Consider the following 14,743-nt stretch of genomic DNA (forward strand, 5'->3'; position numbering starts at 1 on the left):
CCTGGGTCCGCCATGACGCAACAGCGAACCCCCAGAACCGCCCCGTGACGCCCCCGGATTCCCGTTCGGTCATCCCGAGCGCAGGCCGACTCGGGTTGGTCCAGAAATCGGCCCCGGCAGACCTGTCTCGGCTGGGATGGGACAACGCCGAGAGCGTCGAGTTGATGTGGTCGCTCTCGCGATCGCCCGACGCCGATCTCGCGCTGCGCACTCTGGTGAGAATGTTCGACGTACTCGGTGACGGGTGGGCCGAGCTGGACGCGGAACTACGCAGCGACAAGAAGCTTCGCGGCAGATTGTTCGGACTGATCGGATCGTCGATCGAGCTGGCCGACCACCTCGTTTCCGACGCGTCGAAGTGGCGACTGCTGGCGACGTACCGCACCGTGCTGCCGACGGAAGACGAACTGCGAGAAGCGTTCCTGAGCGTGGTCCAGGCGACGCCCGAGACCGGCCCGAACGCGTCGAAGAACCTCTTTCGCGCCGCGATCACCGGTCCGCCTGCGATCATCGCGCTGCGCCGGGCCTACCGCGATCAGTTGATGCTGCTGGCTGCGGCCGATCTCGCGGCCATCGTGGAGAACGAACCGGTGGTGCCGTACCAGGTGGTGAGCCGGCATCTGTCCGACATGGCCGACGCCGCGCTGACCGCAGCGCTCTCGGTCGCGGTGGCCGTCACCTTCCCGAACGATCCGTGTGCAGTCCGTTTCGCCGTGATCGCGATGGGCAAATGCGGTGCGCAGGAACTCAATTACGTCTCCGACGTCGACGTCGTGTTCGTGTGCGAGCCGTCGAACACGCTGGGCAGCCGCCTGGCCGGCGAGATGATGCGCGTCGGCTCCTCGGCGTTCTTCGAGGTCGACGCGGCGCTGCGCCCCGAGGGCAAGCAGGGCGAGTTGGTGCGGACCCTCGATTCGCACATCGCGTACTACCAGCGGTGGGCGAAGACCTGGGAGTTCCAAGCCCTGCTCAAAGCGCGCGCCATGACCGGTGATCCCGACCTCGGAACGGCATACACCGACGCCGTCAACCCCCTCGTCTGGACCGCCTCCGAACGCGACGACTTCGTCCCCGAGGTTCAGGCGATGCGCCGCCGCGTCGAAGAGATGGTGCCCGCGGAGTTGCGCGAGCGCGAGATCAAACTCGGTCGCGGTAGTTTGCGCGACGTCGAATTCGCCGTCCAGCTCCTGCAATTGGTGCACGGGCGCTTCGACGAGTCACTGCACCGCGCCGGAACCGTCGACGCGTTGGCCGCCTTGGCCGAAGGCGGATACGTCGGACGTGACGACGCGGCCAACCTCACCGCGTCGTACGAATTCCTCCGGTTGATCGAACACCGGCTGCAATTGCAGAAAATGCAACGCACGCACACTCTTCCGCCGCCGGACGACGAGGAAGCATTGCGCTGGCTCGCGCGCGCCGCGCACATGCGACCCGACGGAATCAACGACTCGCTCGGCGTTCTGCGCGAGGAGATCAAGCGCAACGCCATGCGTATTCGGCGTCTGCATGCGCGCCTGTTCTACCGCCCGCTGCTCGAATCGGTGGCCGGAATGGACGCCGAATCACTGCATCTGAGCCCCGGCTCGGCCACTCGGCAGCTGTCCGCGCTGGGCTACTCCGCACCCGAGAACGCACTCGGCCACCTCTCGGCATTGGTCGGAATGGGTGCGCGCAGAGGGCGAATTCAATCGGTACTTCTCCCGACACTTCTCGAATGGCTCGGCGAGACACCGGATCCCGACGCCGGTCTGCTGGCGTACCGCCGATTGTCCGAGTCCATGCAGGATCAGCCGTGGTTCCTGCGACTCATCCGCGACGAAGGACCCGTCGCCTATCGGCTCATGAAGGTCCTCGGGTCCTCGGCGTACCTGCAGAACGTGCTGCAGAACGCCCCCGAGGTCATCCGCCTCTTCGCCGACGGACCGAACGGCCCACGACTGCTCGACGTGGACCCGGTGGAGACCTACGGCGCGATACTCGCGTCGTCGGCCCGCTACGAGGACCCCGTGCGGGCGGTCGGCGCCGCCCGATCACTCCGTCGATACGAACTCGCGCGGGTGGCATCGGCCGACATCCTGGGTCTGCTCGACGTTCCCGAGGTGTGCCGTGCGCTGTCGTCGGTGTGGTCCGCCGTGATCAACGCTGCGCTCGACGCCGCCGTGCGGGCCAGCGTGGCGGAACGAGGCGAGCCTGCACCCGCCACCATCGCGATCATCGGAATGGGCCGGCTAGGCGGCAACGAGCTCGGGTACGGCTCCGATGCGGACGTGTTGTTCGTGTGCGAAACCGTCGGCGACAACGAAGATTCGGTGGCCGTCAAGTGGGCCAACACAATTGCCGACCGGGTGCGAAAGCTCCTGGGCTCACCCAGCCAGGACCCGCCGCTCGAGGTCGACACCGGTCTGCGTCCCGAGGGCCGCAACGGACCGGTCGTGCGCACCCTGTCCGCCTACGATTCGTACTACTCGCAATGGGCCCAGCCGTGGGAGGTTCAGGCTCTGCTGCGAGCGCACCAGGTGGCAGGGGACCAAGACCTCGGCGTTCGGTTCCTGCTCATGGCCGACACGGTGCGCTACCCAGAAGGTGGCGTGTCCGAAGAAGCCGTGCGGGAGATCCGGCGTATCAAGGCCCGAGTCGACGCCGAACGGTTGCCCAAGGGTGCGGATCCGACCACACACACCAAGCTCGGCCGCGGCGGTCTCGCCGACGTCGAGTGGACCGTGCAGTTGATTCAGCTCCGCCACGCACACCGAATTCCCGCGCTGCACAACACATCCACGCTGGAGTCTCTGGACGCCATCGGTGCTGCGGAACTGATGAGCCCGGGCGACGTCGACCTGCTCCGCCAAGCATGGTTGACGGCGACGAAGGCGCGTAACGCGCTCGTCCTGGTGAAAGGCAAACCGACGGACCAACTTCCGGGACCGGGCAAGGTTCTGTCCGCGGTCGCACAGGTGGCCGGCTGGCCCAGCAACGACGCAGGGGAGTTCCTCGACAACTACCTGCGCGTGACGCGCCGCGCGAAAGCCGTGGTGGAGAGGACTTTCGGCGGCGCGATCGGCTAGTCGCTCCCGGTGGTGACGAAGCCCTCCTTCACCATCCAGTCACGCGCGACGTCGGCGGGTTCACGCCCGTCGACGTCGACCTGCTTGTTGAGCTCCGTGATCTCGTCGTTGGTCAGCGCAGCCGAAATCGGTGCCGTGACCTCGGCGATCTGCGGGTACTCGTCGGCGATGGGTGTACGCATCACGACGGTGGCGTTGTAGCGGGGGAAGAACGACTTGTCGTCCGCCACCAGAACGAGATTCAGGCCCTTGATGCGACCGTCCGTGGTGAACACCTCACCGAACTTGCACTGTGAGCCGTCGGCGGTGGCCTGGTAGATGATGCCGGTCTGCAGAATTTCACGCGGCACGGCGGACGCGTCGAAACCGTACGCGGCGGCCATTCCCGGGAATCCGTCCTGGCGCGAATTGAATTCCGACTCCACACAGGTCTGCGCGGCAGCGGGATCCCGGTTGGCCAGAGCGGCGTAATCGGAGAGCGTCTTCACTCCCGTCGCGGCAGCGGTCTGCTGATTCATGGCCAGGGCGTACGTGTTGTCCATGGGTGCCGGATTGACCCACGTGATGCCGTTCTTCACATCCGCGTCGCGTACCGCCACGAACTGCTCCGTCGCATCCGGAATGGGCTTCTCGTTGCCCTGGTAGTTGACCCACCCGGTGCCCGTGTACTCGTAGGTGACGTCCACCTGACCGGAGATCATCGCCTGCCGCGTGCTGTTGGAACCCTGGATGTTGGTGAGGTCGCGAACGTCCGCTCCGCCTGCGGCCAAAGCGAATTCGAGGATGTAGCCGAGGATGATCTGCTCGGTGAAGTCCTTCGAGCCGACGGTGAGCTTGGCGCCTTCGAGGCCGGGCATGGGCTTGATGGAGCCCGCTCCCACCGACAGGGGGAGCGCTCCGCCCGACTGAAGGCCGCACGCGGAGCTGAGCGCAACGAGGGCGACGCAGGCGAGAGAGAGGGCGGTTCTGCGGACGTTCATCGAAGGCCCTTCGGTCCGAGGAAGCGCTCGGCGAGGGCGCCGAACCAGTCGATCAGCAGTGCGAGGGCCACTGCGAGAACGGCTCCCACCACGAGGATGAGCTGTTGGTTCAGCTTGTACCCCGTGTCGATCAGGATCCCGAGTCCGCCGGCGCCGACGAGGAAACTCAGCGTGGCGGTTCCCACGGCCAGGACCAGCGAGGTGCGCAGTCCCGCAAGGATGTACGGGACTGCGAGCGGGAATTCGATGCGCCAGAGGATGCCACCGGACGACATGCCCTGACCTCGGGCGGCGTCGATGTAACTGGGATTGACCTGTTGAAAGCCGAGCATCGTGTTGCGCAGCACCGGAAGCAGCGAATAGAAGGCGATCGGCAGAACACCGATCCAGAAGCCGGTCTTGCCGGTGGCCAGGAAGAACAACACGAGCAGACCGACGGCAGGGGCGGCCTGACCGATGTTGCCGATACCGATGAAGATCGGTGCCAGCTTGTCGTACCCCTTGCGCGTCAGGATGATTCCGAGCGGAACTGCGATGGCCAGCACGATCGCCGTGACGACGAACGTGATGACGATGTGGGTGACGACTGCACCGGAGATCGTGGAATAGTTGAGCGTTTCCTTCTGCGTGGCCGTCAGGTCACGAGTGAAGGTGTAGATCAACAGAATTGCGACGACCAGGACGACGAGGGCCGGTTGCGCGAACAATCGCACGCGTTCGGCGGTCTTCGCCGGCCGGACCTGTTCGTCCGGGGGCGCGTCCATGACGATGTCGGCTTCCTGGCTCATGACGAGCTCACCGGGGCCCGAGAAACGCTGTCCTCGTCGTGATCGTGAGCGTGCTCCGACCGGATGGTGCGAATGGTGTCGATCAGCGCCTCGATGGTGACCGTTCCGACGTATTCACCACGCATTCCGGTGACTGTCGCCGTCGCGTTGCCCTCGGCCAGAAGGGCTTCCAGGGCGTCCTGCAGTGTGGACTGGGTCGAGACGAGCTCGCCCATCTTCACACCCACACCGCGCAGGCTGCTCGCACCGGCGAGGTGGCGTCGATCCGTCCACCGGATCGGCCGTCGACGTTCGTCGAGGATGAGGCCCCATGCCTGCGGGTCGTTGCCCAGTGCGTCGCCGAGAGTGGACACCGGATCGGTTTCCAGAGCGACCGGCACGTCGGTCAATTCGATGTCCCGCACGCGCATCAGGGTCAGCTGCTTGAGAGCTGCTCCCGCGCCGACGAATCCGGCGACGGTGTCGTCGGCGGGGTTGGCCAGCACGGCTTCCGGGGTGTCGTACTGCAGAATCGCGGACTGGTTGCCCAGCACGGCAATTCGGTCACCGAGTTTGACGGCCTCGTCGAAGTCGTGTGTCACGAAGACGATGGTCTTGCCGAGCTCGGCCTGAAGGCGCATCAACTCGTCCTGCAGCAGACCGCGAGTGATGGGGTCGACGGCACCGAAAGGCTCGTCCATCAACAGAACCGGCGGATCGGCGGCAAGCGCGCGAGCCACGCCCACGCGCTGCTGCTGACCACCGGAGAGTTGGCGTGGGTAGCGGCCTCGGTACTGACCGGGGTCGAGCCCGACGAGGTCGAGCATCTCGTCGGTGCGGGCGTTGATGCGCTTCTTGTCCCACCCGATGAGCCCGGGCACCATGCCGACGTTCTGCGCGATCGTCATGTGCGGGAACAGGCCCGACTGCTGGATCGCGTACCCGATGGTGCGGCGCAGCTCGTTCGGATCGATGGACAGCGCGTCCTTGCCGCCGATGGTGATTCGGCCCGACGTGGGCTCGATCAGGCGGTTGATCATGCGCATCGTGGTCGTCTTGCCGCAGCCGGACGGTCCGACGAGAACCACCACCTCGCCGGCGGGGATCGTCATCGACACGTTGTCGACGGCGGGTGCTTTCTGTCCGGGGTAGCTCTTGCTGACGCCTTCGAGAACGATCTCGGCACCGGAAACGGTTGTCTTGCTGGTCGAGTCACTCACGGATACCCCTCGAGGTGGTCAATTTGCCGAGCAGAACGTAGATTCCGTCGAGAATCAGCGCCAGGATGACGATGAAGACGGTGCCGGTGAGGGCTTGGGGAACGGCGGTGGGGCTACCCACGCGAGAAAGGCCGGAGAACACCAGGTTTCCCAGGCCAGGGCCCTTCGCGTACGCCGCGATGGCGAGAATGCCCATCGCCATCTGGGTGCTGACGCGCATACCGGTCAGGATCGCGGGCCACGCCAGCGGAAGTTCGATCTTGCGAAGCACTTTCACCCGGTTCATGCCGATACCCTTTGCGGCATCGCTGATTGCGGGGTCGACGGCCGCGAGACCGACGATGGTGTTTCGGATGATCGGGAGCAATGCGTAGAGCACCAGTGCCGTCACCGTCGGCGGAACACCGAGTCCGAGAATGGGAATGAGCAAGCCGAGCAACGCGAACGACGGGATGGTCAGAATGGTGCTGGCAAGTGCGGTGGCCACGGTCGATCCGATCGGGCTGCGGTAGACCACGATTCCGATCGCCACGCCGATGATCGTCGCGATGACCACGCACTGAATGACTGCCGAGACATGCAAATAGGAGTCGACGAGTAGTTGCTGACGTCGACCCACTATGAAATTCCATAGTGCGTCCATGCAGTTGTGATCCTTCGGCTCGGGGGCTAAACCGGATGTTCATCTGTACCCCGCGTAACACTCATCAAACGCGAAATTGCGCAATAGTGCGCCCCAAACGACGAAATGCCCGCTCCGACCGAGGTCGGAACGGGCATTTCGGGATCGGAAAAGGCGATCAGCAGTCGTAGTACAGCTGGAACTCGTACGGGTGCGGACGCAGGTTCACCGGCGCGATCTCCGCCTCACGCTTGAGCGAGATCCACGTTTCGATCAGGTCGGTGGTGAATACTCCACCGGCCGTGAGGTACTCGTGGTCCTGCTCGAGACGGTCGATGACCGCGGGGAGCGAGGTGGGTGCCTGCGGGATGTTCTTCGCTTCCTCCGGCGGGAGCTCGTAGAGGTCCTTGTCGACGGGAGCGAGCGGCTCGATCTTGTTCTTGATTCCGTCGAGGCCGGCCATCATCTGCGCAGCGAACGACAGGTACGGGTTGCCCGACGCGTCCGGCGCGCGGAACTCGAGGCGCTTGGCCTTCGGGTTGTTGCCCGTGGTGGGGATACGGACCGCGGCGGAGCGGTTACGTCCCGAGTACACCAGGTTGATGGGGGCTTCGTAGCCCGGCACCAGACGGTGGTACGAGTTGATCGTCGGATTCGTGAACGCCAGCAGCGACGGGGCGTGGTGCAGGATGCCGCCGATGTAGTGACGTGCGAGGTCCGACAGACCGGCGTAGCCCTTCTCGTCGTAGAAGAGCGGCTTGCCGTCCTTCCAGAGCGACTGGTGGACGTGCATGCCCGATCCGTTGTCGCCGAACAGCGGCTTCGGCATGAAGGTGGCCGACTTGCCGTGCTGCCAGCAGGTGTTCTTCACGATGTACTTGAACAGCTGCAGATCGTCGGCAGCGCGCAGCATCGTGTTGAACTTGTAGTTGATCTCCTGCTGCCCGCCGGTGCCCACCTCGTGGTGACCACGCTCGAGCTCGAAGCCGGCGTTCTGCAGGTTCGTGGAGATGGCGTCGCGAATGTCGACGTAGTGGTCGTACGGGGCGACCGGGAAGTAACCGCCCTTGGGGCGAACCTTGTAGCCGAGGTTCGGCGAGCCGTCCGCTTCGGTCTCGACGCCGGTGTTCCACGCGCCCGAGCTCGAATCGAGCTCGTAGAACGCACCGTTCATCTGCGAGTCGTAGCGCACCGAGTCGAAGATGTAGAACTCGGCCTCGGGGCCGAAGTACGCCGTGTCGGCGATGCCGGTGCTGGCCAAGTACTCCTCGGCCTTGCGGGCGACGTTGCGCGGGTCACGGCTGTAGGACTCACGCGTGTACGGGTCGTGGACGAAGAAGTCCAGGTTCAGCGTCTTCGCGCGACGGAACGGGTCGATCTGCGCGGTGCCGTAGTCCGGGAGCAGGATCATGTCCGACTCGTGGATCGACTGGAAGCCGCGGACGGAGGAACCGTCGAACGCCAGACCGTCTTCGATCGTGTCCTTGGTGAACGCCTTGGCGGCGATGGAGAAGTGCTGCTGAATACCGGGAAGATCGGTGAAGCGGATGTCGACGTACTCGACACCCTCTTCCTCGATGTACTTGATGATGTCTTCGGCCGTGCTGAACGCCACGCTCGTACTCCTTCGATGTCGATTCCGTAGCCATGCGCACGCGAGAAGAACTCACATGCGGCTGCGCCCCGCCGACGGTAGGGACGCGGTATTGCGCCGTCGTCAAGCTCCTGTTTCATCGGTGTTACGCCTTCGTGTCGGCACTGTGGCCGTACTTCTCCACCGTCGACGTCGGCGCGTCCACCTATCCTGGACTCTATGACACGAGGAGTACGCGCATGGCACGCATGACGGGATCCTGGCTCTCCGGGCCGAGCGCAGCTCTGCCGGACGGCCAGCGCAAAGAACAGGCCTATCAGGGCGAGAACCTGGGGCTACCGAAGTTCGGGCCGGGCGCCCTCGCGCCCACACCACGCCGCGTCGCCGCGATCTTCATCGACTGGCTCATGTGCCTCGGTGTGTCCGCGCTCATTCTCGGCGGAAACGTCGGTGGCGCGATTTCCACCGTGACCCTTGGCGTGTGGTTCGTCGTCGGCGTGACCTGTGTGAGCTTGTTCTCCTTCACGCCCGGCCAACTCTGCATGGGAATTCAGGTGGCCCGAGTCGATGCGCCGGGTCGCGTCGGCTTCGTGCGAGCGCTCGTTCGCACGTTCTTCATCATCTTCGTGGTGCCCGCCGTCGTCACCGACGTCGACAGCCGCGGAATGCACGACCGGGCGACGGGGACGGCGTTGGTGTATTCGCGGTAGGCCTGGTTGCGGTTGGTGCACCTCGGTTTGCTTGGTGCCGCTGCGATTGGTGGTGCCCGACGCGATCCGGACTGCCTGAGAGTGGTGCACCGGTGACCGGCCGGGGCACGAAGTGATGCAGGGACCACCGGGATTCGGGCACCGCGGTTTGCTTCGTGCAGCCGCGATCGACGGTGCCCGACGCTATCCGGAGTGCCCGAGATCGGTGCACCTGCAATCGCTGGTGCCCGACGCGATCCGGAGTGCACGTAACCCGGCCCTGGCTCGCTACCGCCGCTTCATCGTCCTCTGCATGCCCTTCATCTTCGCGCCGCCGGGGATCGGGCCCTGGGGCAGCGCCGGGCCGCCACGCTTACCGAGCGCCGCCAGACGGGACTCGATGCTGTCCATCCGCTTGCTGTCGATGTTCTTCGGCAGCTTGCTCATGTACTTCTGGAGCTGGGAGAGAGGAACCTGGCCCTCGTCGTTGCCGACCACGATGTCGTAGATCGGGGTGTCGCCGACGAGCCGCGCGGTCTTCTTCTTCTCCTGCGCGAGCAGTGACTTCACGCGCTGGGGCGCGCCCTCGGCGACCAGGATGACGCCGGGGCGTCCGATGACTCGGTGGACCGCGTCGAGCTGCGTGGTGCCGGCGATCGCGTTGGACACGCGCCACGAACCCTGCAAGTTGTCCAGCGCCCACGCCGCTGCGCCGCGCTGCCCCTCCGCCTTGCCGTACACGGACTTCTGAACGCGCCGACCGAAGATGACGAACGCGAGCAGAACGCCGACGAGGATGCCGATGGGCAGCAGCAGGAACGGAATATCGAAGGCGAGTCCGATGAGGAAGAAGACGAGCCCGAGCCCGATGATCGATCCGATCATCAACGGCAGGAGCAGCTTGTCTTCCTTGCGCTGCATCTGGAACGCCTGCCAGAGCTGTGAGCGGCGCTCCTTCGAAGCCTTCTTGCGTGCAGCCTTCGCCGCAGCCTTGGCCTCTTTCGAGGGCTTTGCGTTAGTGCCTTTGGCCATGCCTCACAGAATAGGCGCTCGAGTCCTGTGAACGGGAGGGCGGTCTGTGAGAGAGAGACCGGCCGGAGGCCGGCCGGTTAACGGGCAAGCCGGGCCATCAGCGAGCTGGCCTCCTGCGAGGCCTCGCCGCCCTCGGAGAGGTGTGCCATGGACTCGGGCATCGTCCGACCGTGGTGAGACATCGCCTGCGCGTACAGGCGGCCGGCGCGGTACGACGACCGCACAAGCGGGCCGGCCAGAACGCCCGCGAATCCCATGGCTTCGGCGGCCTTGGAGTGCTCGACGAACTCTTCCGGCTTCGCCCACCGGTCGACGGGATGGTGCCGCGGCGAGGGACGCAGGTACTGGGTGATGGTGAGGATGTCACAGCCGGCGTCGTGTAGATCCTGCATCGCCTGTGTGACCTCGTCGAACGTCTCGCCCATTCCGAGGATGAGGTTGGACTTGGTGACCAGTCCGTCGTCTCGGGCGGCGGAGATGACGTCGAGGCTGCGCTGGTATCGGAAGGCCGGGCGGATGCGCTTGAAGATGCGCGGCACCGTCTCGACGTTGTGTGCGAGCACCTCGGGGCGCGAGGAGAACACCTCGGCGAGCTGATCGGGCTTGGCGTTGAAGTCGGGGATCAGCAGCTCGACACCGGTGTTCGGGTTGATGCGCTTGATCTCGCGGACCGTCTCCGCGTACAGCCAGGCGCCGCCGTCCTCGAGGTCGTCGCGCGCGACACCGGTGATGGTGGAGTAGCGCAGGCCCATGGCCTGAACGGACTCGGCGACGCGTCGGGGCTCGTCGCGGTCGAGGTCTTCGGGCTTGCCCGTGTCGATCTGGCAGAAGTCGCAGCGACGGGTGCACTGCTCCCCGCCGATGAGGAACGTCGCCTCGCGATCTTCCCAGCATTCGAAGATGTTGGGGCAACCCGCTTCTTCGCACACCGTGTGCAGGCCTTCGCGTTTGACGAGGCTCTTCAGCTCGGAGTACTCGGGGCCCATCTTCGCGCGAGTCTTGATCCAGCTCGGCTTGCGTTCGATGGGGGTCTCCGCGTTTCGGATCTCGAGGCGGAGGAGTTTTCTTCCATCAGGTGCGACAGTCACCTGGTCGATGCTACGCGCCGAACTTCATGGTGGTGAACTCCGGCGCCGGGCCTGACGTGCTCGTTTGCACCCGCTCGATATCGTGCTCGACCACCTCGATTTCGCCGTCCAGAGCAGCGAGAACGGCGGTCGTCACGGCGGGAATCATGGCGGAAACCTCGACGTTTCGGCCCAGCTCGTTCGACAACGAGGTGACGCCGGCGTCTGCGATTCCGCACGGCACGATGGTGCCGAACGACTCCAGCGACGGATTGCAGTTCAGTGAGAAGCCGTGCAGCGCAACACCTTTCTGCACGCGAACTCCGATGGCTGCGACTTTGCGCTCGGGCGCGAACACACCGTCGACGACGCCGGCTGCGAACCAGACGCCCGAGCGACCTTCGACGCGGCCGCAGTTCAGACCCAAGTCGGTGCACACCTCGATGAGAGCCTGTTCGAGGCGGCGCACATACCGCACCACGTCGATGGGCGACGCGAGCGCAACAATGGGATATCCCACGAGTTGTCCCGGTCCGTGCCAGGTGATCTTGCCGCCGCGGTCGACGTCGATGACCGGTGTGCCGTCGGTCGGGCGATCGGAGTCGGCCGTGCGTCGACCCGCGGTGAACACCGACGGGTGCTCGAGCAACAGCAACGTGTCATGGCCGTCGCCGTCGGCACGCCGATCGGCGATCGAGCGCTGCAACTCCCACGCGTCGAGGTAGTCGACGGTGCCGAGTTCGCGGACGTCGACGGGCTCGCTGCTCGCTCGCGCCGAGATCGCCACATGGCTCTGCGTCACGAGACCACCGCCGCCAGTGCCTCGCCGATGGTGTTGTGCTCGAACGTGTATCCGGCATTCTCGAGCGCCGCCGGAATGGCACGCGGACCCGAGAGCACTGCCTCGTTCGCGAATTCGCCGATGAGCGCCGAGATCACGAAGCCCGGCACCACCCACGGCGCCGGCCGATGAACAGCCTTCGACATTGCGGAATTGAACTGCGCGAACGTGATCGGAGCGGGACCGGCCAAGTTGAGCGGACCGCTGACGCTCGAATTCTCGATCGCGAAGACGATGGCGCCCACCTCGTCGGCGAGGCTGATCCACGGAAAGTACTGACGACCACTGCCCAACCGGCCGCCCAGGCCGAACAGGTACAGCGGTCGCAACTTGCCCATCATGCCCCCGCGACGGGACAGGACTGCTGCGGTTCGCAAGGTGACCGTCCGGACGCCACCCTCCACCGCAGGACGCGTCGCATCTTCCCAGTCGCGGCACACCTCGGCGAGGAAACCTGTTCCGACGGGCGATGTTTCGTCGACCGTGCTGTCGCCGGTGTCACCGTAGTAATTGATGCCGCTCGCGTTGACGAGAGTGGGCACACCCGCCTCGACGACGGCGCGTGCCAGCACGTCGGTGGGGGTGATGCGACTGTCGCGGATGGCCTGCTTGTACGCACCCGACCACCGCTTGTCGCCGATCCCGACGCCGCACAGGTTGACCACGGCGTCGGCGCCCTTCAGCACGGACAGGTCCATGGAGCGGCTCTCCGGGTCCCACTGAGCCTCGTCGGGCCCGCCGGGGCGACGCCGCACCAGACGATCCACCTCGTGGCCCTTGCTGCGCAGCGCCGCAACGAGAGAGGTGCCGATGAGGCCGGACGATCCTGCAATGACCACTCGCACGATGAATGCCTCCTTGTAGACCGAGAATCGACGTCTTCTACGGTCCCGTGCAGTGAGGACACCACCCACGGCCGTGATGCCGTAGGTGATGCCCTCACCATGCGTTGTGCCGTACGAACGAGCCTACAGACCTAGGTCCGCTTCGAACGCTCCCTCTTCGAGTCGCTGCTTGATCGTCGACAGGAAGCGGCCGGCGTCCGCGCCGTCCACCAGGCGGTGGTCGTACGTCATCGGCAGGAAGCACATCGAGCGGATGCCGATGGACTCGTTGCCGAAGTCGTCCTTCACCACGACCGGACGCTTGACGATCGCGCCGGTGCCGAGCATCGCCGCCTGCGGCGGAACGAGGATCGGCGTGTCGAACAGCGCGCCCTGGCTGCCGATGTTGGTGATGGTGAAGGTGCCACCGGCCAGCTCGTCCGGCTTGAGGCCGTTCGAGCGAGCGCGGTTCGCGATGTCGGCGATGGCGCGCGCGATGCCACCGAGCGAGAGATCACCGGCGTTGTGGATGACCGGCGACAGCAGGCCCGCCTCGGTGTCCACCGCGATTCCGAGGTGCTCGGAGTCGTAGTAGGTGATCTCCTTCTTGTCCTCGTCGATGCTGGCGTTGACGTTCGGGTGCACCTTGAGTGCCTCGACGACGGCCTTCGCGAAGAACGGCAGGAACGTGAGGTTGACGCCCTCGCGCTCCTTGAAGGTGGCCTTGGCGCGGGTACGCAGAGCCGCGATCTTGCTCATGTCGACCTCGAACGTCTGCGTCAGCTGTGCAGACGTCTGAAGGGACTCGCGGGTCTTCTTCGCGGTGATCTGGCGGATCCGGTTGATCTTCTGCGTGGTTCCGCGCAGGTGCGCGAGTTCCGGTCGCACGCCCGCAGATGCTGCCGGAGCAGACTTCTGCGGCGCCGCGGCGGCAGGTGCTTCCTTCTCGGGCGCGGCCGCGGGAGCCTTCGCTGCCTCGGCGGCTGCGAGAACGTCCTGCTTGCGGATGCGTCCGCCCACGCCCGTTCCCTTGACGGAATTGAGGTCGACGTTGTTGTCCGACGCCAGCTTCCGAACGAGGGGGGTGACGTAGGGGGTGGAGTCCGACGAACCGGACTCGGCCTTGGGAGCGTCTGCCTTCGGAGCGTCGGCCTTGGGGGGCTGCTGCTTCGACTCGGCGGCATCCGGAGTCTTCTCGGCCTTCGCGGGCTCGGGCTCCTTCTTCGGCTCGGGCTTCTTCTCGGGCTCGGGCTCGGGTTCCGGCTCCGACTTCGCGTCGGGCTCGGGTTCCGGCTCGGGAGCCTTCTTCTCGGCGGGGGCTCCGGATCCGATGACGGCCAGCTGACCGCCGACCTCGACGGTGTCGTCCTCCTCGGCGGTGATCTCGAGAAGGGTGCCCGCGATGGGCGACGGGATCTCGGTGTCGACCTTGTCGGTGGACACTTCGAGGAGCGGCTCGTCGACGGCAACCTCGTCGCCCACGGCCTTCAGCCAGCGGGTGACGGTGCCTTCGGTGACGGACTCGCCGAGCTCGGGCATCGTGACGGGAGTGCCGTCGCCGCCGCCACCGCTGCTCTTCGGAGCGCTGGTCTCGGCTGCGTCCTCGGACTCGCCTTCGACGGAGGCCTTCTCGGCGGCGTCGGAGGGGCCGGCGTCGGCTTCTTCGGGCTCGGACTCGGGCTCGGGTTCGGGCTCTGCGGTGTCTTCGGACGAGGAGTCGTCGGCGGGGGCGTCGCCCTCGTCACCGATCGTGGCCAGTTCACCACCGATTTCGACAGTGTCGTCTTCCTGCGCGACGATCTTGGTGAGGACTCCGGCCACGGGGGACGGAATCTCGGTGTCGACCTTGTCGGTCGACACCTCGAGCAAAGGCTCGTCGACTTCGACCGTGTCGCCTTCCTGTTTCAGCCACCTTGTGACAGTTCCCTCGGTAACGCTTTCACCGAGAGCTGGCATCTGGACGGAGAAGGCCATGTCTGTTGACTCCTCGACAGTTGTAAGTGGGTGTTGCCGACTCGTGGTCGTGAACCATTGTGCTG

Annotated in this window: 12 protein-coding genes; 2 read left to right on the plus strand and 10 right to left on the minus strand. The window is 65.5% G+C overall.

Features of this window, described 5'->3' with window-relative positions:
- Positions 1-44: 44 nt before the first annotated feature.
- Positions 45-3,068 carry a bifunctional [glutamine synthetase] adenylyltransferase/[glutamine synthetase]-adenylyl-L-tyrosine phosphorylase gene (locus AC59JP_RS02685; RefSeq protein ID WP_497324080.1) on the plus strand — a complete coding sequence of 1,008 codons (3,024 nt, stop codon included), beginning with the start codon at positions 45-47 and terminating at the stop codon, positions 3,066-3,068.
- Here the strand turns inward: AC59JP_RS02685 and AC59JP_RS02690 are convergent.
- From AC59JP_RS02690 to glnA, 5 genes are all read right to left on the minus strand, one after another.
- Positions 3,065-4,048: a glycine betaine ABC transporter substrate-binding protein gene (locus AC59JP_RS02690; protein WP_497324081.1), complete on the minus strand. Its 984-nt coding sequence runs from the start codon at positions 4,046-4,048 to the stop codon at positions 3,065-3,067. The genes AC59JP_RS02685 and AC59JP_RS02690 overlap by 4 nt on opposite strands.
- Positions 4,045-4,836, minus strand: coding sequence for an ABC transporter permease (locus tag AC59JP_RS02695; RefSeq protein ID WP_497324082.1), 792 nt, complete (start codon positions 4,834-4,836; stop codon positions 4,045-4,047). Before AC59JP_RS02695 ends, AC59JP_RS02690 begins: the two co-directional genes overlap by 4 nt.
- Complete coding sequence (locus AC59JP_RS02700; protein ID WP_497324083.1) at positions 4,833-6,035, minus strand: ABC transporter ATP-binding protein; 1,203 nt, start codon at positions 6,033-6,035, stop codon at positions 4,833-4,835. The genes AC59JP_RS02695 and AC59JP_RS02700 overlap by 4 nt, the downstream gene beginning before the upstream one ends.
- Positions 6,028-6,678, minus strand: coding sequence for an ABC transporter permease (locus AC59JP_RS02705; RefSeq protein WP_497324084.1), 651 nt, complete (start codon positions 6,676-6,678; stop codon positions 6,028-6,030). Before AC59JP_RS02705 ends, AC59JP_RS02700 begins: the two co-directional genes overlap by 8 nt.
- Before the next feature lie 157 nt (positions 6,679-6,835).
- Positions 6,836-8,272: a type I glutamate--ammonia ligase gene (gene glnA / locus AC59JP_RS02710; protein WP_497324085.1), complete on the minus strand. Its 1,437-nt coding sequence runs from the start codon at positions 8,270-8,272 to the stop codon at positions 6,836-6,838.
- Between the two features lie 218 nt (positions 8,273-8,490).
- On the opposite strand from glnA, the gene AC59JP_RS02715 reads away from it, so the two are divergent.
- A complete protein-coding gene (locus AC59JP_RS02715) occupies positions 8,491-8,961 on the plus strand; it encodes an RDD family protein (protein ID WP_497324086.1) in 471 nt (156 codons plus the stop codon).
- A 267-nt stretch (positions 8,962-9,228) separates the two neighbouring features.
- On the opposite strand, the gene AC59JP_RS02720 is transcribed toward AC59JP_RS02715, so the two are convergent.
- The 5 genes from AC59JP_RS02720 to sucB all read right to left on the minus strand — a co-directional run bounded on the left by AC59JP_RS02720 (position 9,229) and on the right by sucB (position 14,678).
- On the minus strand, positions 9,229-9,972 hold the full coding sequence (locus AC59JP_RS02720; RefSeq protein WP_497324087.1) for a DUF4191 domain-containing protein: 744 nt from the start codon (positions 9,970-9,972) through the stop codon (positions 9,229-9,231).
- Between the two features lie 77 nt (positions 9,973-10,049).
- Positions 10,050-11,060, minus strand: coding sequence for a lipoyl synthase (gene lipA / locus AC59JP_RS02725; RefSeq protein ID WP_497324088.1), 1,011 nt, complete (start codon positions 11,058-11,060; stop codon positions 10,050-10,052).
- Positions 11,061-11,070: 10 nt separating this feature from the next.
- The gene (lipB, locus tag AC59JP_RS02730) at positions 11,071-11,841 is read right to left on the minus strand and encodes a lipoyl(octanoyl) transferase LipB (RefSeq protein WP_497324089.1); all 771 of its coding nucleotides are present in this window, start codon (positions 11,839-11,841) and stop codon (positions 11,071-11,073) included.
- Positions 11,838-12,725, minus strand: coding sequence for a TIGR01777 family oxidoreductase (locus AC59JP_RS02735; RefSeq protein WP_497324090.1), 888 nt, complete (start codon positions 12,723-12,725; stop codon positions 11,838-11,840). Before AC59JP_RS02735 ends, lipB begins: the two co-directional genes overlap by 4 nt.
- A gap of 123 nt (positions 12,726-12,848) precedes the next feature.
- Entirely contained in the window at positions 12,849-14,678 is a 1,830-nt protein-coding gene (gene sucB, locus AC59JP_RS02740; protein ID WP_497324091.1) for a 2-oxoglutarate dehydrogenase, E2 component, dihydrolipoamide succinyltransferase, read from the minus strand.
- Positions 14,679-14,743 lie beyond the last annotated feature (65 nt).

The organism is Rhodococcus sp. 320_ES, assembly GCF_059691855.1.

What these genes read in the sequence shown, in the direction of transcription:
- AC59JP_RS02715 (WP_497324086.1), top strand. Translation starts at nt 8,491, where the DNA reads ATGGCACGCATGACGGGATCCTGGCTCTCCGGGCCGAGCGCAGCTCTG.
- AC59JP_RS02695 (WP_497324082.1), bottom strand. Translation starts at nt 4,836, where the DNA reads ATGAGCCAGGAAGCCGACATCGTCATGGACGCGCCCCCGGACGAACAG.
- AC59JP_RS02720 (WP_497324087.1), bottom strand. Translation starts at nt 9,972, where the DNA reads ATGGCCAAAGGCACTAACGCAAAGCCCTCGAAAGAGGCCAAGGCTGCG.
- sucB (WP_497324091.1), bottom strand. Translation starts at nt 14,678, where the DNA reads ATGGCCTTCTCCGTCCAGATGCCAGCTCTCGGTGAAAGCGTTACCGAG.
- AC59JP_RS02690 (WP_497324081.1), bottom strand. Translation starts at nt 4,048, where the DNA reads ATGAACGTCCGCAGAACCGCCCTCTCTCTCGCCTGCGTCGCCCTCGTT.
- AC59JP_RS02705 (WP_497324084.1), bottom strand. Translation starts at nt 6,678, where the DNA reads ATGGACGCACTATGGAATTTCATAGTGGGTCGACGTCAGCAACTACTC.